This is a genomic window from Nocardioides sp. HB32 (assembly GCF_054058995.1).
Genome location: NZ_JBSSBS010000001.1, coordinates 1,173,182 through 1,194,270, shown reverse-complemented (window position 1 = coordinate 1,194,270; position 21,089 = coordinate 1,173,182). Strand labels below are relative to the sequence as shown.

Annotated in this window: 24 protein-coding genes; 7 read left to right on the top strand and 17 right to left on the bottom strand. The window is 71.7% G+C overall.

Features of this window, described 5'->3' with window-relative positions; translation table 11 throughout:
- Window positions 1–46: 46 nt before the first annotated feature.
- Window positions 47–940: an LLM class flavin-dependent oxidoreductase gene (locus ACVW2K_RS06060; RefSeq protein WP_457201905.1), complete on the bottom strand. Its 894-nt coding sequence runs from the start codon at window positions 938–940 to the stop codon at window positions 47–49.
- Between the two features lie 39 nt (window positions 941–979).
- Between ACVW2K_RS06060 and ACVW2K_RS06055 the strand changes: the two genes are divergently transcribed.
- Window positions 980–1,471: a hypothetical protein gene (locus ACVW2K_RS06055; RefSeq protein ID WP_457201904.1), complete on the top strand. Its 492-nt coding sequence runs from the start codon at window positions 980–982 to the stop codon at window positions 1,469–1,471.
- A gap of 62 nt (window positions 1,472–1,533) precedes the next feature.
- Here ACVW2K_RS06055 and ACVW2K_RS06050 read toward each other — a convergent pair whose 3' ends face one another.
- From ACVW2K_RS06050 to folP, 4 genes are read right to left on the bottom strand one after another with little or no spacing between them, the layout of a single operon-like run.
- Window positions 1,534–4,164 (bottom strand): reprolysin-like metallopeptidase, encoded by a 2,631-nt coding sequence (locus ACVW2K_RS06050; protein ID WP_457201903.1) that lies wholly within the window; start codon window positions 4,162–4,164, stop codon window positions 1,534–1,536.
- Between the two features lie 48 nt (window positions 4,165–4,212).
- Window positions 4,213–4,917, bottom strand: a complete 705-nt coding sequence (locus ACVW2K_RS06045) for a dihydrofolate reductase family protein (RefSeq protein ID WP_051548899.1) — start codon at window positions 4,915–4,917, stop codon at window positions 4,213–4,215.
- Window positions 4,914–5,390: a class III extradiol ring-cleavage dioxygenase family protein gene (locus ACVW2K_RS06040; protein WP_028636551.1), complete on the bottom strand. Its 477-nt coding sequence runs from the start codon at window positions 5,388–5,390 to the stop codon at window positions 4,914–4,916. The genes ACVW2K_RS06045 and ACVW2K_RS06040 overlap by 4 nt, the downstream gene beginning before the upstream one ends.
- A complete protein-coding gene (gene folP, locus ACVW2K_RS06035) occupies window positions 5,387–6,250 on the bottom strand; it encodes a dihydropteroate synthase (protein WP_028636552.1) in 864 nt (287 codons plus the stop codon). Before folP ends, ACVW2K_RS06040 begins: the two co-directional genes overlap by 4 nt.
- Before the next feature lie 70 nt (window positions 6,251–6,320).
- On the opposite strand from folP, the gene ACVW2K_RS06030 reads away from it, so the two are divergent.
- Both ACVW2K_RS06030 and ACVW2K_RS06025 read left to right on the top strand, forming a co-directional pair.
- On the top strand, window positions 6,321–7,295 hold the full coding sequence (locus ACVW2K_RS06030) for a hypothetical protein (RefSeq protein WP_457201902.1): 975 nt from the start codon (window positions 6,321–6,323) through the stop codon (window positions 7,293–7,295).
- Between the two features lie 56 nt (window positions 7,296–7,351).
- On the top strand, window positions 7,352–7,987 hold the full coding sequence (locus ACVW2K_RS06025) for a TetR/AcrR family transcriptional regulator (protein ID WP_051548832.1): 636 nt from the start codon (window positions 7,352–7,354) through the stop codon (window positions 7,985–7,987).
- On the opposite strand, the gene ACVW2K_RS06020 is transcribed toward ACVW2K_RS06025, so the two are convergent.
- The 3 genes from ACVW2K_RS06020 to galE form a co-directional block, all read right to left on the bottom strand.
- Window positions 7,959–8,561 carry a hypothetical protein gene (locus tag ACVW2K_RS06020; RefSeq protein ID WP_457201901.1) on the bottom strand — a complete coding sequence of 201 codons (603 nt, stop codon included), beginning with the start codon at window positions 8,559–8,561 and terminating at the stop codon, window positions 7,959–7,961. The genes ACVW2K_RS06025 and ACVW2K_RS06020 overlap by 29 nt on opposite strands.
- A gap of 390 nt (window positions 8,562–8,951) precedes the next feature.
- Window positions 8,952–9,719 carry an N-acetylmuramoyl-L-alanine amidase family protein gene (locus ACVW2K_RS06015; protein ID WP_457201900.1) on the bottom strand — a complete coding sequence of 256 codons (768 nt, stop codon included), beginning with the start codon at window positions 9,717–9,719 and terminating at the stop codon, window positions 8,952–8,954.
- Entirely contained in the window at window positions 9,716–10,720 is a 1,005-nt protein-coding gene (galE, locus tag ACVW2K_RS06010; protein ID WP_457201899.1) for a UDP-glucose 4-epimerase GalE, read from the bottom strand. Before galE ends, ACVW2K_RS06015 begins: the two co-directional genes overlap by 4 nt.
- A gap of 85 nt (window positions 10,721–10,805) precedes the next feature.
- Between galE and ACVW2K_RS06005 the strand changes: the two genes are divergently transcribed.
- Entirely contained in the window at window positions 10,806–10,958 is a 153-nt protein-coding gene (locus tag ACVW2K_RS06005) for a hypothetical protein (protein ID WP_155991979.1), read from the top strand.
- Here ACVW2K_RS06005 and ACVW2K_RS06000 read toward each other — a convergent pair.
- From ACVW2K_RS06000 to ACVW2K_RS05990, 3 genes are read right to left on the bottom strand one after another with little or no spacing between them, the layout of a single operon-like run.
- The gene (locus tag ACVW2K_RS06000; RefSeq protein ID WP_457201898.1) at window positions 10,955–11,503 is read right to left on the bottom strand and encodes a maleylpyruvate isomerase family mycothiol-dependent enzyme; all 549 of its coding nucleotides are present in this window, start codon (window positions 11,501–11,503) and stop codon (window positions 10,955–10,957) included. The genes ACVW2K_RS06005 and ACVW2K_RS06000 overlap by 4 nt on opposite strands.
- A complete protein-coding gene (locus ACVW2K_RS05995; protein ID WP_457201897.1) occupies window positions 11,500–11,970 on the bottom strand; it encodes an SRPBCC family protein in 471 nt (156 codons plus the stop codon). Before ACVW2K_RS05995 ends, ACVW2K_RS06000 begins: the two co-directional genes overlap by 4 nt.
- On the bottom strand, window positions 11,967–12,320 hold the full coding sequence (locus ACVW2K_RS05990; protein ID WP_028636557.1) for an ArsR/SmtB family transcription factor: 354 nt from the start codon (window positions 12,318–12,320) through the stop codon (window positions 11,967–11,969). The genes ACVW2K_RS05995 and ACVW2K_RS05990 overlap by 4 nt, the downstream gene beginning before the upstream one ends.
- Before the next feature lie 287 nt (window positions 12,321–12,607).
- Here ACVW2K_RS05990 and gmd point away from each other — a divergent pair, with 287 nt between their 5' ends.
- Together gmd and ACVW2K_RS05980 are read left to right on the top strand one after the other, a co-directional pair.
- Window positions 12,608–13,588, top strand: coding sequence for a GDP-mannose 4,6-dehydratase (gene gmd, locus ACVW2K_RS05985; RefSeq protein WP_457201896.1), 981 nt, complete (start codon window positions 12,608–12,610; stop codon window positions 13,586–13,588).
- On the top strand, window positions 13,589–14,533 hold the full coding sequence (locus ACVW2K_RS05980; RefSeq protein ID WP_457201895.1) for a GDP-mannose 4,6-dehydratase: 945 nt from the start codon (window positions 13,589–13,591) through the stop codon (window positions 14,531–14,533).
- Here ACVW2K_RS05980 and ACVW2K_RS05975 read toward each other — a convergent pair.
- Both ACVW2K_RS05975 and ACVW2K_RS05970 read right to left on the bottom strand, forming a co-directional pair.
- Entirely contained in the window at window positions 14,471–16,303 is a 1,833-nt protein-coding gene (locus tag ACVW2K_RS05975) for a polysaccharide biosynthesis protein (protein WP_457201894.1), read from the bottom strand. The genes ACVW2K_RS05980 and ACVW2K_RS05975 overlap by 63 nt on opposite strands.
- 196 nt (window positions 16,304–16,499) lie before the next feature.
- Window positions 16,500–16,859 (bottom strand): phosphomannose isomerase type II C-terminal cupin domain, encoded by a 360-nt coding sequence (locus tag ACVW2K_RS05970; protein WP_457201893.1) that lies wholly within the window; start codon window positions 16,857–16,859, stop codon window positions 16,500–16,502.
- A gap of 147 nt (window positions 16,860–17,006) precedes the next feature.
- Between ACVW2K_RS05970 and ACVW2K_RS05965 the strand changes: the two genes are divergently transcribed.
- The gene (locus ACVW2K_RS05965; RefSeq protein ID WP_457201892.1) at window positions 17,007–18,437 is read left to right on the top strand and encodes a polysaccharide biosynthesis tyrosine autokinase; all 1,431 of its coding nucleotides are present in this window, start codon (window positions 17,007–17,009) and stop codon (window positions 18,435–18,437) included.
- Here ACVW2K_RS05965 and ACVW2K_RS05960 read toward each other — a convergent pair.
- The 4 genes from ACVW2K_RS05960 to ACVW2K_RS05945 form a co-directional block, all read right to left on the bottom strand.
- Window positions 18,370–18,657, bottom strand: a complete 288-nt coding sequence (locus ACVW2K_RS05960) for a DUF2516 family protein (protein ID WP_457201891.1) — start codon at window positions 18,655–18,657, stop codon at window positions 18,370–18,372. The genes ACVW2K_RS05965 and ACVW2K_RS05960 overlap by 68 nt on opposite strands.
- A 329-nt stretch (window positions 18,658–18,986) precedes the next feature.
- The gene (locus ACVW2K_RS05955; RefSeq protein ID WP_457201890.1) at window positions 18,987–19,613 is read right to left on the bottom strand and encodes a hypothetical protein; all 627 of its coding nucleotides are present in this window, start codon (window positions 19,611–19,613) and stop codon (window positions 18,987–18,989) included.
- Window positions 19,614–19,636: 23 nt separating this feature from the next.
- Window positions 19,637–20,002, bottom strand: coding sequence for a helix-turn-helix domain-containing protein (locus tag ACVW2K_RS05950; protein WP_028636563.1), 366 nt, complete (start codon window positions 20,000–20,002; stop codon window positions 19,637–19,639).
- A gap of 113 nt (window positions 20,003–20,115) precedes the next feature.
- On the bottom strand, window positions 20,116–21,084 hold the full coding sequence (locus ACVW2K_RS05945) for an asparaginase (RefSeq protein ID WP_457201889.1): 969 nt from the start codon (window positions 21,082–21,084) through the stop codon (window positions 20,116–20,118).
- Window positions 21,085–21,089: the final 5 nt, after the last annotated feature.

The following is a 21,089-nucleotide window of genomic DNA, read 5'->3' as shown; positions in this document are numbered from 1 at the left end:
GGGTAGGACCATGCGGGCACCCGTGACCCGGAAACGCGGCAGTGCGTCAGCCCACCAGCCCGGCCAGCCGGTGCACCTGGTCGACGTCGGCGCTCGTGGGGATCAGCTGGACCTCGTCGGCGCCGAGGTCGGCGACCCGCTCGAGCAGCTCCACGAGCTGGCCGGGGGTGCCCGCGAACCCGGCGGTGGCGGCGAGCGCGTCGACGTACTCGGCGGGGATCCAGTTCATGTAGTGCCGGAGGTGCCGGTGCACCTGCTCGCGGGCGGAGCCGTCGCCGTCGTCGACGGCGAACCAGAAGGACGTGGTGAGCCGCGGCGCCGGGCGCCCGGCGTCGCGCCACGCGTCCCGCGCGAGCGTGAAGACCTTCGCCATCCCCGCGAGGTCGAGGTCGAGCGACATCCCGGCCAGCCCGTCGGCCCAGGCCGCGGCGCCGCGGATCGTGCGCGGGCCGAGCGTGCCGACGAGCAGCTCGGGGCCGCCCGGCCGCACCGGCGGCGGGCCCACGGGTCGTACGGCGTCCACGACGCGCTCGCCCGCCCACACCCGTCGCATGATGGCGACCCGCTCGGCGAGACCCGCGATGGTCCGCGTGCCGAGGTCGGCGTCCGCGGCGCGGTAGTCCTCGTCCCGGCCGCCGACGCCGAGCCCCACGGTGAGGCGGCCGCCGCTGAGCCGGTCGCCGGTCGCGAGCGCCTTCGCGAGCGGCACCGGTGCGTGCAGCTGGGGCACGACCACGGTCGTCACCAGCCGGACCCGCCGGGTCCACGCGGCGGTGGCGCCGAGGAGCGTGAGCGCGTCGGGGTTGTCGAAGGCCATCCGCTCCCCGAAGCACAGCGAGGACCACGGGCCCTCGTCGACCGCGACGGCCCACCGTTCGAGGGTGTCGGCAGCGGCCCAGAGGTCCGGCTCCATGACCGGCAGCGTCATCCCCACGTCCACCTGCCCAGTCTGGCGGAGTCGAGCCGCTGGCGTCGGGCCATGTCCTCACGCGTCGGGGGTGCGTTGGTCGCGATGTTCGCGCTCGTCGTGGTGGTGGCGACCGCCCTGATGTGGGTCGACTTCCGGCACGAGGTCGACGAGACCGCGTCCCGGACGGCCCACGACGCCGGCACCGCCGCCCCGAGTCCGACCGCCACGCCCACCGTCGCGGCGACCGTCCACTCGCTCTGGATCGGCGACGGCTACACCGCCCAGTCGTGCGGCGCGGCCCGGAGGCTCGGCTGGGAGTGCACGCTCGACGCGGAGCAGGGCACCGGCTTCCTCAGTGACGGCGTCGCCTTCGACCCGGACAACGAGACGCTGGCGGACCGGCTGCCCGGGCTGCCGCACCAGGAGCCCGACGTCGTGGTCGTCGACGCGACGGACAGGTCGTCGACCCGGACGGCCAGATCCTCGTCGACACCGCCCTCGCCGACCAGATCCGGGCCTTCGACCTCGCCGTACCGGTGGCGAAATAGAGGTAGTCCCTGACGAAAATGCTGTCGACGCGCCGCGTTGACGACATTTTCGGCAGGGACTACCGGAGTGGAGCGCTACTTGATCGAGAAGACCTTGTCGTTGACGTCGAAGAAGTAGTTGTCGACGGAGCGGACCATGATCCAGGCCGTCCGGGTCTTCCTCTTCGGCAGCTTCACGGTCGCCTTGCCGTCGTTCGCGGTCCTCTTCGCGAGGACGGTCGTCCAGCTCTGGCCGTCGTCGGTCGAGAGCCGGATCTGGACGTCCTTGGCCAGCTTCCGCGTGCCGTTGACCTTCCAGGTGACGTCGACCTTCTTGCCGCCCTTGACCGACGCGCCCTTCTCGCCGAACGACGAGACCAGGAACGGCCCGGCGTTCGGGTCGACCTTGATGGTCACCTGGTCCCAGCCGACACCGCCGCCCTGCGGCACCCGGTCACGCGCGGTGAGCCGGAAGTGCATGGCGTGGGGCGTCATGCCCGGCGTGCCCTTGTACGACGCCGTCGGCAGGAACTCCGAGTAGCAGTTGAGCGGCCGGCGCGGGACCGGGACGTACGGGTCCGTGACGATCTTCACCTTCGGGCACTTGCCGGTCTTGGCGTTGGTGGCGCCCGCCAGGATCTGCGCCATGTCGGGGAACGTCCGGGTCCGGTCCGCGTCGGTGGCGAGGTTCTCGCCGGGCGACTCGTACTCGAGCGTCGCCTTGTCGGTGACGTTGGCGTATACGCCGAAGACCCGGAACAGCGGTCCGAAGATCTTCTTGTTGGCCACCAGGGCGGTGCCGTCGTGGCGCCGGGCGTCGTCGTTCTGCTCCCACAGGTAGATCAGCGGGTCGCCGTCGGCGTCCGTCGCGGAGCCGGTCAGCGTGAACGGCGTCCGGGTCGGGATCGTCCTGCTCGCCGGGGCGGTGACCACCGGGTCGTGGTTGTCGATCGGGTTCACCTGGAAGCCGGTGTTGCCCGGCTCGCCACCCTTGGCGGTCTCACCGACGTGCACGTACGAGGCACCCGGTGCCGTGACCTGGAGGTCCGGCTCGTCCGTGCGGTCGCTGTCGTTGGTGTACGGGTCCGGGTCGCCGGCGAACATCACCTGGAAGCCACCGAGGTTCGGCTCGGTGAGCGTCGCCGGGTAGGTGCCCTCGTCGGTGTAGATGAGGGCGTACGGGTCGTAGCCCCAGCCCGCGACGGTGACGTCCTTGCCGACCAGCGCGGAGAGCTGGGTGGCCATGTTCGCCGCCGTGTACGCCGAGGCGCCGGTCGTGGTGCCGACCACGAACGACTTGGTGCCGACCGCGCCGGGGAACCCGACCGTGACGGTGTCGCCGTTCTCGAGGCCGCGGAACGCGACGTCCTGCACCTCGACCGGGTCGGCCGCGGGGCTGCCCGTGTACCTGTTCACCTCGGTCAGGGTCCGCTGCGAGAAGTACGGGTCGGTGTGCGGCTGGAGGTTGTCCTGGCGGCAGATGCCGGCGTACGCCATCACCGACGAGCCGGAGCCCGGCTCGACACTGGTGGTCGACTCGCGGTTGCCACCCGAGCAGTTCCACTGGTTGCCGTTGAAGGTGTGGTTGCCGCCGAACTCGTGGCCCATCTCGTGGGCGACGTAGTCGATCGCCATGAAGTCACCGGTCGGGTCCGGCAGGCCGGTGCAGCCCATGCCCTTCTCGATGCTGCCGACCACGCCGAGGCCGGCGATGCCGCCTCCGTTGACGCCGAGCATGATGTGGCCGATGTCGTAGTTGGAGGCGCCGATCAGCTGGCCGAGCACGATCTGGTTCCGCTCGAGCGTCCCCACGTCGCAGTAGGCGATCTGGCCCTGCACGTAGCCGCCGTTGGCCGTCGCGTCCGGGTCGTCGACCCAGCAGGGGTTGGCACCGCACGGACCGTCGGGGCCGGTGGCCATGGCGTCCGTGGCGAAGTTCAGCTTGTCCTCGCCGTTGACCAGCTGCATGTTGATCGCGAGGTCGTCGTTGTAGATCTGGTTCACGCGGTTCATCAGCGTGACCTTCTCGGCCATGACGTTCTCGGCGCCGAAGTAGGCCGCGTACGTCGGATCGGTCACCAGCGCCAGCCGATAGACCTTCTGCTGCACCATCCCACCGACCGGCGCCTTGGCGGCGCCCCGGCGGGCGATGGCCTTCTGCACGTCCGGCATCTCGCGCTCGACCATCTGCTGGGCCTGCTTGCCGAGCGAGCCGCCGTAGTAGCTCAGGTGCGTCGTCGTGCCGCGGAGGTTGTACGCCGGGTCGACGTACCAGGAGCTTTGGCCGCCGGCCGGCCGCACGCTCGCGTGGAAGCCCATCGGCGTCAGGTCCATCGCCACCGAGGTGCCGCGGTGGTCGAGGGAGCGGCCCGACCAGGTCTGGATCTCGGGGTGCGCCGCGGCGAGCTTCGGCTGCATCAGCGAGGTGCGCTGGACGGCGAAGTGCTCGACACCGCCGGTCGGCGTCGGGATCGCGATCTCCGCGCTGCCGTCGGCACCGGCGGCGGGCGCGTCGGCGAGGGCCGAGCGGACCTGGGCGGTGTCGACGCGGAACGCCTCGAAGTGGTCCGGGCTGACCCGCACGTGCGGACCCGATGGTCGGAACCCGTCGAGCGAACGGAACATCGCGCCGTCCGGTGCGGCGTTCGCCGAGGTGCTGCCCGGCAGCACGGCAACGGCGAGCGCTGCTGCGGCCAGAGCGGCAAGGGATCTGAGATGACGCGGCATGGCACTCCCTCGTGGACCGAGCCCGCCCGACCGGACGGAACTGGCACTCTAGCCGCGGACGTCCTCCGTGACACCTCTACTTTCGGGGGAAACAGTCCAGCGTCCGAGCAGGGTTCCCGCATGTTCGAGCAGGAGATGGAGCTGCAACGGGACGTCCACCGGTGGGCCCTGGGTGATGCGGGGGTGCTCGCCGCCCACCAGGCGCGGCACGATCGTCGCGCAGAGCTCGTCCACGGCGCCGGCGGCCAGGAGGTCGCGGAGCAGGTGCGGCCCGCCTTCGCAGAGCAACTGGGTGAGCCCGCGCTCGGCCAGCCGCTGCTTGAGCAGGGGGAGGTCGACCCGCTGCGACCCCAGCACGAGGACGTGCTCGTCGCCGAGCAGCCCGCTGGCCTCGTCGAGCAGCTCGGCGGAGGCGCAGGTGGCGAGCAGCACGGAGCCCGGCGTACCGCCGCGCAGCAGGTCGGGCACGTGGCCACGCCGGCTGACCACCACGGTCGGCCTGTCGACCGGCGCGTAGCCCTCGACCCGCGCCGTTCCCGCGCCCACCAGGATCGCGTCGGCCAGGCTCCGCAGCTGGTGGTAGACGACCTTGTCGACGGCGTTGTTGATGGAGCCGCTGCGGCCCGACTCGCCGGTGGCCGCGCCGTCGAGCGTCTCGACCATGTTCACCCGCAGCCACGGGTCCGCGGGGGCGGCGTACAGCTCGGCGAGATCGGCTCCCGGGTCGAGGTCGGGCCCGACGAGGACCTTCACCACTCCCACCTCGCCACCCAGTAGCGGACGCCGTACGGATCGCCCTCGTAGTCGACGCTACAGGCGCAGCCGGCCGGCACGACGCCGTCGAGCTGCGCGATCGCCTCGGTGTCGGCCCAGAGCTCGCGGGCCAGGTCGGCGTCGATCCCGGAGAACGCGCCGGCGCGCAGCCGGCTCCCGAGGTCGTCGTCGAACGGGATCGCTCGCTCGTCGACGTAGCCCGGCGAGGTGTCGACGCGCTTGGCCGAGCCGTTGCCGACCACGAGGTACGACGGGTGCGCCGCCGTCCGGGTGGTGGTCCGGAGCAGGTGGTCGGCGACCCGCCGACCCTGGGGGCCGGCGATCACGGTCACCTCGGTGCCGAGCCACCCGACGGCGTCCAGGCAGGCGGCCCGGATGTCGGCCACCGGGTCCTCCAGGCCGGCGTACTCGGGCAGCAGCGCGAGCACGCCGGGCACCAGCACCGCCCTCACGCCAGGCCCCGGATCGCGCGCAGCGGGGGACGGCGGCCGGCGATCGACCAGGCCATGTCGACCAGGTGCCGGGTCTCGCGGACCTGGTGCACGCGGTGGATCCGCGCGCCGGCCATCGCGGTGATCGCGGTGGCGGCGTAGGTGCCGTGCATCCGCTCGCCCGCCGGCAGCCCGAGCGTCTCGCCCACGAAGTCCTTGTTCGAGACCGAGACCAGGACCGGGTAGCCGGTCGCCACCATCTCGCCGATCCGGCGCGTGACCTCGAGGGAGTGGAAGGTGTTCTTCCCGAAGTCGTGCGCGGGGTCGATCACCACGCTGCGCGGGTCGACGCCCGCGGCGACAGCACGCTCGGCCAGCCCGACCGTCGTCTCGATGCAGGCGGCCACGACGTCGTCGTACTCCTGGCGGAACGGGTCGGTGCGCGGGCTCAGGCCGCCGGCGTGCGTGCAGATGACCGCGGCGTCGTGCTCGGCGGCGACCGCCACCAGGTCGGGGTCGTGGCCGCCCCAGGCGTCGTTGATGACGTCGGCCCCCTGCTCGAGGACCGCCCGCGCGACCTCCGCGCGCCAGGTGTCGACGCTGATCACCAGGTCCGGGTACGCCGCGCGCACGCGCCCGACGAAGGCCGCCACCCGGTCGATCTCCTCGGCCGCGTCCACGTGCGGGCCGTAGCCGGCCCGGACACCGCCGATGTCGACGATGTCCGCGCCCTCCTCGACCACGAGGCGGACGCGCTCCCAGGCCTTGTCCTCGGCGTACGTCGCGCCCTGGTCGAAGAAGGAGTCGGGGGTCCGGTTCACGATCGCCATCACCAGCGGCAGGTCGTCGGTGAAGGTGCGGTGACCGAGCTTGAGGTTCACGGAATCCCCGGCGGCGAGGTGGGTGATGGGGTAGGCATGGGCGGCCGAGCCGCCCGAACAGGAGAAGAGTATGCAGACAGAGCCCGTCGTCCCCGACCTGGACCCGGCCGAGGTCGACGCACTCCTGGACGCGGCGGACACCTTCTACCCCCTGCTGGCCGCCACCACCGAGCGGTACGCCGAGGACCGCGCCGCGCTCCGGCGCGTGGTGACCGACCTCGCCTGGCAGGCACGCGCCCGCGGCCGCGCGGTCCCGCCGGTGCCCGACGAGCTCACCGGCCACGCGCAGCGGGTCGCGCGCTACTACGCGGGCCAGCGACTCCGGTTCGACTTCCGGTTCCGCGAGCTCCAGCGGGTCATCGAGCCGTGGCTCGGGTCCGGCGACGCGCTGCTGACCGCGCTGGCCGGGTTCGCTGCCCTCGGGCGCGGGGAGCCGATGGGCCGCGCGCTGGTCGAGAGGTCGCTGGCGGCCGCCGACGCCGACGACAAGTCCCGCCACGTGTGCCTGCACGCCCTGTGGTTCAGCCGCGATCGGGAGGACCTCACCCTGCTCCTCGCGCTGTCGGAGGAGATGCTCGCGGCCGGGGCCGGCGGGGCGAACGCGCACTACCGCCGGGCCGGCGCCCTCCGGCGCCTCGGTCGGTACGACGAGGCGATGGTCGAGATCGAGCTCGCGATCGAGCGGCACGGCAGCGGGGACACCGCGGTCCACCAGGACTACGTGCGGGAGCGTGAGCTGATCCTTGCGGTGGCGGCCACCGCCGGCGTCGCCGACGCCACCGTGGCCCGGCTCGCCGGCCTCGAGACGCGGCTGGACGAGCGGCTCGGCAAGGCGGAGGACCTGGTCAACGACAGCCTGCTGCGCACGATCGAGATCCTCGGCCTGTTCCTCGCGCTCACCGGCTTCGTTGTCGGGACGTCGACGGCCGCGGTGAAGTCGTCGGACTGGTGGCAGCTCGTGGTCGCCATGGGGCTGCTGGTCGCCGGGTCGGCGGCCTTCCTCCTCATGATGCGCTGGGTCGTGAGCTCCCAGCGCGAGCGCTGACCAGACCGCTCCCCCGAATCCGCCCCACTCCGGACGGAATCGAGGTCTAATCAGCCATGTCCACCTCACAGGGGGAGCCTCGCCGAGGCAGAGGGCGGCCACGCACGCCGGGCGCCGAGAAACGCATCATCGACGCCGCGCTCGAGGAGTACGGCGAGCACGGCTGGTCGGGCTTCACGATGGACGGCGTCGCGCGCCGGGCCGGGGTCGGGAAGTCGACGGTCTACCTGCGCTGGCAGGACAAGGACACCCTGCTGACCGACGCGGTCGGCACCAGCAGCGGGCAGCTGGGCGCCGTGGACACCGGCTCGCTGCGCGGCGACCTCCACCAGGTCGCGGTGAACCTGTTCGAGCACTTCCGCGAGCCGGCGGGCTGGGCCACGCTCCGGATCACCATCGACACCGCGGGCGCCCCGCAGCGGCTGGGCCGCTTCTCCGAGGCGGTCGCCGACGTCCAGGTGGACAACATCGAGAGGATCCTGCAGCGGGCCGGAGCGCGGGGCGACAAGATCGAGGGCGTCTCCCCGAACGCGGTCGCGGAGTGCATCTACGGCTCGGTCATCATGCAGACGCTCGGCTTCCGTCTCGAGGACCGGGAGCTGGACGCGCAGGAGATCGACAGGCGCGCGACCGAGCTGGTCGGGGTCGTCATGGACGGCGCACTCAGCGGTGCCACGAGGACGGACGGGTAGCGCCCACGCGGAGGTCCCGGAGCACGTCCAGGACGTAGTCCTGCTCGAACATCACCTCCTCCCAGGTGAAGCGCGCCACCCGCTGCCCGAGCCGCACGAACGAGGTGTACCGGCGTACGTCCCGGCGCAGGCCGGCGCGGTCGGCGTGGAACTCGAACGAATCGGCCTCGATGACCAGCGCCCGGGCCCGGTCGTGGAGGTCGACGCGGCCCACCCGCCCCACCCACTGCTGCGGCTCGACGTCCAGCCCGGCGTCGATCGCCAGCGCCCGGAGCACGGACTCGAACGGGTTGTCCGCCCGGTCGTCGGCACGCTCGACGACCCGCAGCGCCCGGCGACGACCGGTCCGGGGTGCGTGGCCGGCGACCGCGAGGAGATCGACCCGGTCCAGACCCGCGCGCAACGCCGAGTCGGCGACGGCCAGCGCCACGTCGAACGGGTAGGTCCGCGCGCAGTCGACGACCGTGCGGAGGGGCTCGGTCACCCCGCGGCTCACGTCCTCGCGCCGGAGGTCGGCCCAGTGCAGCTCGACGCCGTCGCTGTCGAGGCGACAGCTGCGCCGCGGGACGGTCACGCACGGAAGCGCGGGCGGCAGCTTGAGCTTCCACCCCCAGTGCTGGGCAGCGCTGAGGTGCGAGACGACGCCCCGAGGCGGGCAGCCGCAGCGCGCGCGTCGTCCACTCCGGGCAGCGCCCACCGGCGTGGGCCGACCCGGACGACCCGTCCCGCACCGACCGCCGACCGCAGCCGACGGCGGCTCGTGCAGCGCAGCAGCTCCTGCGTCGTCGCCACCCCGCCGAGCACGGTGATCGCCTCGACCGCGTCCATGCCGGTCTCCTGCCCCGTCGACCGGTGGTACGGCGCGTCGTCCACAGGCCGATCTCGTGGGCAGTTCACCCGCACGACGCGGAGGTCAGAGCGGGGCGCCGAGCCCGAGCCCGCGAACTGCCCCGGGATTCGGCCGCTACCGGTCGAGGAACCGGCGTACGGCGTCGGCCAGCGCGGCGGCGTACGTCTGGCGTCCGTGCGGGCTGGTCATCCGGTGGGCTTCGGAGGCGTTGCGCATGTTGCCGAGCTCGACCATGACCGTGGGGATGTTCGAGAGGTTCAGGGTGCCCAGGTCGGAGCGGAAGTCCAGGCCGTCGCCGCCGGCGATGTAGTTGGCTACCCGGAGACCGTGCGTCTTGAGCGCGGCGCGGGTGTCGATCGCGAGCCGCTTCGAGGGCCGGTAGATGTCGTGGGTCCAGGGCCGGCGATCGGTCGGCGCGATCACGTGGAAGCCGCGCGCTCCGGCGGCGTACGACCCGTCGCCGTGCACCGAGATCTTGGCGTCGGCGTGGACCTTGTTGCCCGCGCGGCCCCGATCGTCCACGCAGGGGCCCCAGCGGCGCTCGCTGTTGGTGTCGCGGGTCAGCCGCACCTTCGCGCCGAGCCGCTCGAGCCGCGCCTCGAGGGCCCGCGAGACCCGCCACGCGAAGGTCGCCTCGGGGTAGCCGCCGTCGGTGGCGGTCCCCGTCGTGTTGCAGGGCTTGTCGAAGCCGCCGGCGGGCACCGGGCGGTTGATCTCGCGCGGGAAGTTGTGGTTGCCGAGCTGGTGGCCCGGGTCGATGACGACCACCCGGCCCTCCAGCGGCCGCCCCGCGCCGGCGTCGGCGGTCGCGCCGTGCACGGGGGACGCCACGCCGCCGACCAGGAAGGCGGCGGCCGCGAGCCCCGCGACGGCGTACCTCACTCGTAGCCCAGGATCTCCCGGCGCTTCTCGCCCCAGGCCAGCGCGGAGGCGATGGCGTCCTCGAGGCTGAGCTCGGTGCGCCAGTCGAGCAGCCGGGCCGAGCGGTCGACGTTCGCGAACGCACCGACGGCGTCGCCGGGCCGCGGCGGCGCCTCGCGGACCGGCACCTCGTGGCCGAAGACGTTCTGGAACGCCGTCACCAGCTCACGCACGGTGACGCCCTCGCCGGTGCCGACGTTGATGATCACGCTCGGGGCGGCGGCCTCGGCGATCACCTCGTCGAACTTCTCGATCGCGCGGACGTGCGCCCGCGCCAGGTCCCACACGTGGATGTAGTCGCGGATGCCGGTGCCGTCGCGGGTCGGGTGGTCGACGCCGGTGATCGTGAACGCGTCCTTCTGCCCGCGCGCGGCCATCACCAGCTGGCCGAGGACGTGCGACGGCTCCTTGGCGTAGATCCCGGACTCGAGGTCGGGGTCGGAGCCGATCGGGTTGAAGTAGCGCAGGATGATCGCGCGCAGGTCGGTGGCGACCGCCATGTCCTGGAGGATCTGCTCCATCATCCGCTTGGTCCGGGCGTACGGCGAGGGCGGGTCGAGCGCGTCGTCCTCGGTCACCTCGAAGTCGTCCTTGGTCGCATAGAGCGATGCGGAGGAGGAGAACAGCACCCGGGTCTTGCCGAGGTTGTCGAGCTCATCGAAGAGCTCGAGTGACTTGGCGACGTTGTCGCGGTAGTACTCGTAGGGCAGCTCCACCGACTCCGGCACGACGATCCGGGCGGCCATGTGGATGGTGGCCTCGATGTCGGGGTGCTCGTCCACCACCCGGCGCAGCAGGGCGCGGTCGGCGATGTCGCCCTCGTAGAAGGTCCGGTCGCGGACGAAGGCCAGCGGACCGGTCAGGAGGGAGTCGAGGATGACCGGGGTGTGCCCCGCCTCCTCGAGCGCCTTCGCCGTGACCGACCCGATGTAGCCGGCGCCGCCGGTGACCAGAACCTTCATGCGGGCCACCCTAGCCACCGCCCGATGGTCTGTACCGGCACCCCCGAGGGCTCAAGTCGGCGTCCGGGCCGCCGATGGAGAGGGCATGACACGTTCTCTCGGGTCGTGGCTTGCCGCGCTCCGCAGGCAGCCCGCGGAGGCAGAGCTCCTCGAGCGCGGACGCGGCTGGGAGCCGCTGCCCGAGGACGTCGCGGAGTGGATGGGCGCCAAGCCCTTCGACCTCGAGCAGAGCGCCTAGGGTCGCCACCCCGGGTCTCGGCCGATGAAGCCGAGCATCCGGGTCTGCACGTCCGCGTCGGCCGGCACCTCCACGCGCGCGCCGTACTGACCGCTCGACCGCATCGCCTCCTCGATCGGCACCATGCCCTCGAGCAGCGCCGCGCACGTCGCCGGGTCGAGGGTGTCGTCCTGGCCGGTCGCCCGGGCGAGGTCCCACGTGTGCATGAAGACGTCGGCGGTGTAGATCATCTCGACGAGGTCACCCAGCGACCGGCCGCCGAGATACGGGTCGTCGACGAGCACGCCGGCGTCCGGCCCCTCGAGGAGCTCCTGCACGGCCGCGGCGTGGGCCTGCCAGGCGGCGGCAGGATCGGCCAGGTCGACCGGTCCCAGACCGGGCAGCCCGCGGGAGTCGAGGAACTCCGGCAGCCACGTGACGAGGTGGCCGACGACGTCGCGGGCGCGCCAGCCGTCCACCGGCGCGGGTGCGTCCCAGTCGGTGGTGCCGAGGACCGTCGCGGTGAAGACGCCGGCCACCGCGCGGTGGTGCTCGGCGGGGGTCATGCGAGGAGCCGCTCGAGCTTGGCGTAGCCCTCGGTCACGCCGACGTCCATGCCGCTGGACAGGACGAGGTCGCGCACCTCGATCGTCTCGACGACCGACGTACCGACGATCCGGCAGCGGCCGCCGGGCAGCTCCTCGAACGTCATCGTCTCGAGGCTGACGCCGTCCGGCGCGCCCTCCCAGGTGAACGTCTGCACGATCCGCTCGTGCGGCCGGACCTCGTGGAACGAGCCGTAGAAGCCGGTGTCGAGGCCGTCCGCCTCCCGGGTGTTGCGGTAGGCGTAGTGACCCCCGGTGCGCGCGTCCCACGCGGTGATCGTCGTGTCGATGCTGTTCGGCCCGACCCACCGCGCGAACAGCTCGGGGTCGACGTGCGCGTGGAAGACCCGCTCCGCGGGAGCGTCGAACTCCCGGGTGATCCGGATGACCGGGAGGTCCGGCACCGCCTCGATCGTCGTCTCGCTCATGACGCGGCTCCTTCGGCATCGGCGGGCGTGTCGAGATCCTGGGCGAGGACGGCGTCGAGGCGGCGGTACCGCTCCTCGGCCTCCCGGCGGTAGCGCTCGATCCACCTCGTCATGAGGTCGAGCACCTCCGGCTCCAGGTGCACCGGGCGCCGCTGGGCATCCCGGCTGCGGCTGACCAGGCCCGCCTCCTCGAGCACCTTGAGGTGCTTGGAGACCGCCTGGACGGTCACGTCGTACGGCGCGGCGAGCTCGCCGACCGACGCGTCCCCTGCGGACGCGAGCCGCGCGACCAGGTCGCGCCTCGTCGGGTCGGCCAGGGCCTGGAACACCCGCGAGAGCTGGTCCGTCATCTGCCGCCTCCTCAACCTGTCAGTTGAGCACCGACCCTGGCATGGCCGTCCCAGCATGTCAACCGATCGGTTGCACACGGAACTTTCGGCGAATCGCGAACAAGCCGCGCGACGCCGACCCGGCCGCACGGTCCAGTTCTTTCCTCGACGGGCACCCGGTCGGGAGCCCGGTCCCGGTCACCGCGGGCTCGGTCGTCGGACCCGGTGGCACCGGCGGGCCGGCAACGCCAGCCGGGTCGCGGTGCGCTACCGCTCCCCCTGACCGGAGCGGCTGGCACAATCCGTCCATGCCGACTGCGCTCATCACCGGGATCACCGGCCAGGACGGGTTGTACCTGGCCGAGCTCCTGCTCGCCAAGGGGTACGACGTGCACGGCGTGATCCGCGGGCAGAACAACCCGAAGCTCGACCTGGTGCGCGACCTGGTCCCCGACGTACGCCTGCACAACGGCGACCTGACCGACATGTCGAGCCTGATCCGGGCGCTGCGCGACTCCGACCCCGACGAGGTCTACAACCTGGGCGCGGTCTCCTTCGTGGCGTACTCGTGGGAGAACGCCCAGCTCACCACCGACGTCACCGCCAAGGGCGTCCTCAACATGCTCGAGGCGGTGCGGCTGCACACCGGCGACAAGCCGGCCGGGATCCGCTTCTACCAGGCGTCCAGCTCCGAGATGTTCGGCAAGGTGCAGGAGATGCCCCAGCACGAGCGCACGCTGCTGTGGCCGCGCTCGCCGTACGGCGTGAGCAAGGTGTTCGGCCACTACATGACGATCAACTACCGCGAGTCGTACGGCATGCACGCCTCGTCCGGGATCCTCTTCAACCACGAGTCTCCGCGGCGCGGGCCGGAGTTCGTGACCCGCAAGATCAGCGAGGCCGTCGCCCGGATCAAGCTCGGGCTCCAGGACGAGCTGGTGCTCGGCAACCTGGAGGCGGAGCGGGACTGGGGCTTCGCGGGCGACTACGTCGAGGCGATGTGGCTGATGCTGCAGCAGCCGCACGGCGACGACTACGTGATCGCGACGGGCGAGACGCACTCGATCCGGGACTTCCTGGACGCGGCGTTCCGGCACGTCGGGATCGAGGACTGGGCGCCGTACGTCCGCCAGGACCCGCGGTTCATGCGGCCCGCCGAGGTGGACCACCTGATCGGCGACGCGAGCAAGGCCCGGGAGGTGCTGGGCTGGAAGCCGAAGGTGTCGTTCCACGAGCTGGTCGCGCTGATGGTCGAGGCGGACCTCTCCGCCACCCGGCAGGGCTGGTAGATGACGCGCGCCTTCATCACCGGCATCAGCGGCCAGGACGGCAGCTACCTCGCCGAGCGGCTGCTCGCCGACGGGGTCGAGGTGCACGCCCTGGCGCACGCGCTCGAGCCGCCGCCCGAGGCGCCGGGTGTCGAGCTGCACCGCGGCGACCTGACCGACTCCGACGAGGTGCGGGCGCTGCTGGTCGACCTGGCGCCCGACGAGGTCTACAACCTCGCGGCCCTGAGCTCGGTCGCCCGCTCGTGGGAGGAGCCCGACCTCACCGCGCGGGTCAACGGGCTCGCGGCGGCGGCCCTGCTGGACTCCGCGCTGCTGGTGCAGGAGAAGCAGGGCCGGCCGGTGCGGTTCGTGCAGGCGTCCAGCGCGGAGATCTTCGGCGAGCCGGACCGCAGCCCGCAGGACGAGTCGACGCCGGTCCGTCCGGTCAACCCGTACGGCGCCGCGAAGGCCTTCGCCCACCACATGGTCGACGTCTACCGGCACCGCGAGCTGCACGCCGTGAGCGCGATCCTCTACAACCACGAGTCGCCGCGCCGGCCCGACCACTTCGTGACCCGCAAGATCACCTCGACGGCCGCGGCGATCGCGCAGGGCCGTGCGGACGTGCTGGCCCTCGGAAACCTCCACGCGCGGCGCGACTGGGGCTGGGCGCCCGACTACGTCGACGCGATGGTGCGGGCGGCGCGCGCCGACGTACCCCGTGACTACGTGGTGGCGACCGGCGTCGGCCGCTCGGTGCGCGACTTCGTGGCGGCGGCGTTCGCGCGGGCCGGGCTCAGCGACTGGGAGCGGTACGTCGTGGTCGACCCGGAGTTCGTGCGGCCGGCGGACCCGACCGAACTGGTCGGCGACGCGACCCTCGCCAGGACCGCGCTCGGCTGGTCACCGACCGTCGGGTTCGACGAGATCGTCGGGCGCATGGTGGACGCCGACCTGGACGGATGACGCGCTCAGCACCTCCAGGGCATGGCGTACCTCGTAGGCGGTGCCCGCGGTCGGCAGCGCCCTGACCTGGTCGTCGGTGATCGGCGGCACCGGCACGTGCGAGACCAGCGGGTGCTGCGGACGGATGTCGCGCGGCTCGTCGTCGGCGAACAGGTCCTCGTGCATCTTCTCGCCCTCGCGCAGCCCGGTGAACTCGATGCGCACCGGCGTGCCCGACTGCTCCATGAGCTGCTTGGCGACGTCGATGATCTTCACCGGCTCCCCCATGTCCAGCACCAGCGCCTCGCCGGGCCGGCCGATGGCCGCCGCCTGGATGACCAGCTGGCACGCCTCCTCGATGGTCATGAAGAAGCGGGTGACGTCCGGGTGGGTGACCGTCAGCGGGCCGCCCTCGGCGATCTGGCGCGCGAACGACGCGAGCACGGAGCCGCGGCTGCCGAGCACGTTGCCGAAGCGCACCGAGAGGTAGACGCCGTCGGCCTCGCGGGCCTGCTCGGCGGTCATCCGCTCCGCGACCCGCTTCGACCAGCCGAGCACGCTGCACGGGTTCGCTGCCTTGTCGGTCGAGATGTTCACGAAGCGGTCGACACCCACCAGGTCCGCGGCCTCGAGGACCGTGCGGGTGCCGAGGACGTTCGTCTTCACGGCCTCGGCGGGATACTGCTCCAGCATCGGCAGGTGCTTGAGCGCGGCGGCGTGGAAGACGACGTCGGGGCGCCGGGTGGCGAAGATGCGGCGCACGCTCGCCTCGTCGCGGATGTCGCAGAGGATGACCTCGTCGGAGTCCAGGAGCGCGCGGCCGTGGATGGAGAGCTGCACCGCGTGCAGGGCGGACTCGTCGCGGTCGAGCATCATCAGCTCGGCGGGGCCGTAGCGGTGGATCTGCCGGCACAGCTCGGAGCCGATCGAGCCGCCGGCGCCGGTGACCAGCACCTTGCGGCCGGCCAGGTAGCCGGCGATCGCCGCCACGTCGGTGTCGAGCTGGTTGCGACCGAGGACGTCGGTGATGTTGATGTCGCGGAGGTCCCGGATGCCGACGGTGTCGTGCAGCAGCTGGGTCGTCGACGGGAGCACCTTGACCGGCACGTCCGCTACGAGGGCAGCCAGCCGGATCCGGTTGATCGTGGGCGCGGACGCGCTGGGGATCGCGATCACGACCAGGGCGGCGGCCGCCTGCTCGACGCGCCGCTCGACCTCCCGGGTGCCACCGACCACGGGGACACCCTTGATCCGGAGATGCCGCTTGTGCGGGTCGTCGTCGAGGAGCGCGACCGGCAGGTAGCGGCGCTGGGGGTCCCGCAGCATGGAGATCACGAGCTCGCGGGCAGCCTCCCCGGCCCCGACGACGACGGTGCGGACGGTGTCGTCGCCCGCGCCGGTCCGCGCGTCCCTCTCCTGGAGCATCCGCCACGTCGCCCGCCCCCAGGCGGCGAGCACCAGCGCACCGAGGGTCGCGCCCGCCGGGATGCTGCGCGGGATCCACTGGCCGACCAGGTTTGCGACGAAGACCGCGAAGCCCGTGCCGCCCATCAGGACGCCGAGCAGGACCGCCTCCTCCAGGCTCGCGGTGCGCGCCCGCCCCTGGTGCAGCCGGAACGGCACCGCGAGTGCGACGTACAGCGCGGCCGTCACCGCGGCGACCGCCATCACGTCCCGCCACGGCACCTGGGAGGCATCGTTGTCGAGACGAAGCCACGCGAACGCGGCATAGGCGAAGAGCCACGCCCCGACGTCGAAGACGATCGCCAGCGGCGCTCGATGACGCCTCATACGCGCGACCAGGTCGCTCACGATCTCTCCCCCGAATTTCTTGACGCTGTGCTACCCCGGCAGCAAGTGTCACCGACCCGGCCGATCACGTCCTCGGTTCTCGACCCGGTCTAGGCCATGACTTCCCGCCGGCGCGGCAGGACTTGGCACGCTAGCCCCGGACAACAGGCGCGCGCATGGTCCGAGCGGGTGGTTCTCAGGACTGGAGGGACTCACTCCGGCCGTAGTCATCCTCGAGCCGGCAGATGTCGTCCTCGCCCGTGTACGCGCCGCGCTGGACCTCGATGATCACCAGGTCCTCGTCGTGCACGTTCGTGATCCGGTGCGCGGTCCCGATCGGCACCTCGACGGTGTGACCGGGCAGCGCGACGACCGTCTCCCCGTCCAGCAGGCAGGTCGCGGTGCCGGACACCACGATCCAGTGCTCGGAACGGTGCGCGTGCGTCTGGTACGACAACCGCTGGCCGGGGCGCACCTCGATGCGCTTCACCTTGTAGCCGTCACCCTCGTCGAGGACGTGCCACGTGCCCCACGGACGTACTTCGAAGTCACCCATCATGACCAGTCTCCCCCCAACGAACCGGCCCTGTCACCAGTCCGTGACCAACGGTAGCGGCGGATCGCCGACAACGCCGCCGGAACGGCGGATAGTCTTCGCAGGCGGTGCGACGATGGGGAGCGCCCGACCAGGGATGAGGAACGCGTGGAGCTCAAGGACTACTGGCTCACGGTGCGCCGCCGCTGGCGGATCATCGTGCTGGTCGTCGCGGTGTGTGTCGCGGCGGCGGCGGCGTACACGTGGCAGGCGACGCCGCAGTATTCCTCGACCGCCAGCGTGTTCGTCTCCACCAGCCCGTCCGACACGGCGGATGCCTACCAGGGCAACCTCTTCGCCACCCAGCGCATCAACTCCTACGCCGAGCTGGTCGGCAAGCGCAGACTCGCCGAGCGAGTGGCGGGCGACCTGGGCGGCGGCCTGAGCCCGACGACCCTGCAAGGCGCGGTGTCCACGAGCGTGAACCCGGACACCGTGATCCTCGACATCACCGCAACCGACCCCGACCCGGTGCAGGCTCGTGACATCGCCCAGGCCTACGCGGAGGCGCTGAGCACCGAGGTCGCAGATCTCGAGTCGACCGGCGGCAAGGATCCCGTGATCCAGACGTCGGTCGTCGACGATGCCCAGGTGTCGACCTCGCCCGTCAGCCCGCAGCCGGTCCGCAACATCGCCCTGGCGGTCCTCCTCGGCCTGCTGCTCGGCGTGGGCATCGCCGTGCTCCGGGAGCTCCTCGACACCACGCTGAAATCCACCGAAGACGTCGGTGAGGTCACCTCGGCGCCGATTCTCGGCCGCATCAACGCTGACAGCAACGCCGTCCGGAGGACTCCTGCCGAGGCCTTGGCCGATGCCACCCCGTGGTCGGAGTCCTTCCGGGTGCTGCGCACGAACATGCAGTACGTCGAGGTGGACCACGACCAGCGGGTGTTCGTGGTCACCAGCTCCCTGCCGAGCGAGGGCAAGACGACGACCGCCGTCAACCTGGCCGTGACCCTCGCCCAGGCCAACCAGCGCGCCGTGCTCGTCGAGTGCGACCTGCGACGACCGTTGATCGCCGAGCGTCTCGGCCTGGATGGCGGGGTCGGCACCACCAGCGTGCTGATCGGCAAGGTGCACCTGCGCGACGCGCTCCAGAAGTACGCCGACACCGACCTCTGGGTGCTGTCCAGCGGCCCGATCCCGCCGAACCCCTCCGAGCTGCTCCAGTCGAACGCCATGGAGAAGCTGATCGGCCAGCTCCGCGACGAGTTCGACATCGTCATCCTGGACGCACCGCCCCTGCTGCCGGTCACCGACGCGGCGCTGCTCGCGGCGCAGGCCGACGGCGCGCTGATCGTGCTCCGGCACGGCAAGACCACCAAGGACCAGCTCACCCACGCGATCGAGCGGATCGAGGCGGTCGACGCCAAGGCGGTGGGAGTGGTCGTGAACCTGGCCCCGGCGCGCAAGAAGGGCCACGGCTACGGATACGGGTACGGCTATGGATACGGCTACGAGAGCCGCCCTGCTAGCGGCGGGTCAGGGAAGCCAGGGCCGGACGGACGTCGGCGAGGTAGACGCAAGCCGCGATCGTGAACGCCACGTTCACCAGGAAGATCGGCCCCCCGAAGACGATCTGCGCCGCCAACCCGAGCCCGAGGATGATCGTCCAGGCCGGCTTCGTGAGCTTGTTGGCGGCGCTGTAGGCCTCAGCCGAGTAGAGCAGCGAGTTCACGAACGCGAACAGCTTCACGGCGAGGAGCGCCAGCTCGACGATCGTCGTGAAGGTCATCTCGGCCTGGAGCACGTGCAGCACTCCGACAGCGTACGTGTCAGGACGCGCGGTTGCGGAACGCGCTCGGGCCTGTCAGCGACAGCTCGGGCTGCCCTCGGCATCGGCGTTGGCCAGGATGACCGCCTCCAGGACGGTGTCCAGCCCCATCCAGTCGGCGACGTCTGGGTCGTGTGCGACAGCGGTCATGTGCTCACCTCTGCTCGCCACGGTCGCGCGGGTGGAGCCGACGGAAGGCAGACGCCGAGCAATTTCCCCAAAATGGGGTAGGACGCGCGCGTCGGGGCCCGGAGCAGTCGCTCCGGGCCCCGAACGGGAGCCGTCTAGAACAGCGTCAGTTGCTCATCGTCTCTTCAGTTGCCGACCTTCGAGGCCGCGTCGGTGGTGGCCGAGGCGGCGTTCGAGGCGGTCTTCTTGGCCGCGGTCGCGGTCGCCTTCGCGCTGCTCTTCGGCGCCGTCGAGGACTTCTTGGCGGTGGTCGACGCCTTCTTGGCGGTCTTCTTGGCCGTGGTGCTGGTGGCCTTGCTCGCCTGGGTCTTCGTGGTCCTGGCCTTCGCCGTGGTGGTCCTGGCGGACTTCACGGTCGCCTTGGTCGACTCCTGGTTGCGGATCCGGCCGACCAGGATCTCGCCGCGCTTGGCGAGATCGGCGTAGGTGTCACCCACCGACGCGACGTTCTCGTTCAGGGCGCTCTGCAGCTCGGCGACACGCGCCTCGATCGCGGTCCGGCGCGCCTTGGCGTCCTTGGACAGCGCGTCGACGCTGGCGCTGACGACCGTCGCCGCCTGGTCGCGGAGCGCCTTCGGCTCGAGGTCCAGGCCGGTGACCCGGGCCTGCACGTCCTTCTGGACGCCGGCGAAGCGCTTCTGCACGTCGGCGACGTACTCGCGCACGAAGCCCACGGCGAGGTCGGTGACGCCGACCCCGGCGTAGATCGGGCGGGTCGCCTCGGTCTTGATGTCGAACTTGGCCTTGGCCATGTCGTTCTCCTTCGGTTGGGTTGTCACTCGCTGCCCTTGTTGAGGGCGAGGAACGAGGCGTAGACGTCCAGCAGAGACTGCTTCTGCCGCTCGGTGAGCTGGCTGTCGCCGAGGATCGCGAGCTCCACGGAGCCGCCGACGCCGCCCTCGGGATGGACGATGCCGGCCCGCAGGTAGAGCTGCTCAGCGGAGATCCGGAGAGCTTTCGCGATCTGTTGGAGCACCTCGGCGGACGGTCGGCGCAGTCCACGTTCGATCTGGCTCAGGTACGGGTTCGAGACCCCGGCCTGCTCGGCGAGCTGCCGGAGCGACAGGTGGGCGGCCACCCGCTGCTCCCGAAGGTAGTCACCGAGCGACTCGACGGTCTTGCCGACCTTGCCCTTTGCCACGCCTTCATCGTGCTCGCTCGTGCTAGCAACAGCAAGCACTCACGGTGTGCCTTGACTCACAAGCGCGCGATTTTGCCTGACAATTCAAGGGTTTCGTGTGCTAGCAGGCGCAATCAGAGCAGCGGCCGGATCTCCCCGACCGGTTGGCCACCACCGAGCAGCAACGCCTCCCCGGTACGCCGCACCGCAGTCCCGTCGACGTCGGGCTCCGCATCGACCCCCGACTTCCGCAGCGCGGCCGCCATCAGCACCGGCCGCACCCGGGCCGCCCCGTCGTCGGTCTTGAGCGCGAAGGCGCGGCCGTCGCGCAGGGCGACGACGTAGCAGGACTCCGCCCCCGCCTTGCCGATCGCGCCCGGGATCGCCTCCAGCAGGATGCGCTCGTCCCGCCCGGTGCCCGAGACGTGCGCCGGGTGTCGGCGGACTGCGTCGGCGACCCGGCGCTCGGGCCCGTCCTCGGCCACCGCGAGCCGGCGGAACGCACCGGCGAGGCCGACCAGCGAGGTCGGCAGCAGCGGCGCCCCGCAGCCGTCCACGGCGACCAGTGCCGCGCGCTCCCCGGTCAGCTCCTCGAAGGTGGCACGGATGCCCTGCTGGAGCGGGTGGTCTGCCTCCAGGTAGGTGTCGGTGTCCCAGCCGTTCACGACGCAGGTCGCGAGCATCGCCGCGTGCTTGCCGGAGCAGTTCATCTGCAGCGAGGTGCGCCCGCCCCCGGCGCGGAGCACGGCGTCGCGCTCCCCGTCGTCGAGCGGGTAGTCGGGAGGCGTCTGCAACGCGGACTCGTCCAGACCGGCCGACGCCAGGATCCGCCGGACCGCCTCGAGGTGGAAGGGCTCCCCCGAGTGCGACGCACACGCGAGCGCGAGCAGGTCGGGTGGCAGGTCCAGCCCGAGACGGACCATGCCGACCGCCTGGAGCGGCTTGTTGCAGGAGCGGGGCAGCACCGGCTCGGACACCGTGCCGACGGCCCAGTCGACGGCGCCGTCGGCTGCGAGAGCGACCACCGACCCGTAGTGGTGACCCTCGACGAACCCGGACCGGACGAGCTCTGCGACGACGGGGGCAGGTACTGGGCTGGACATGGCCG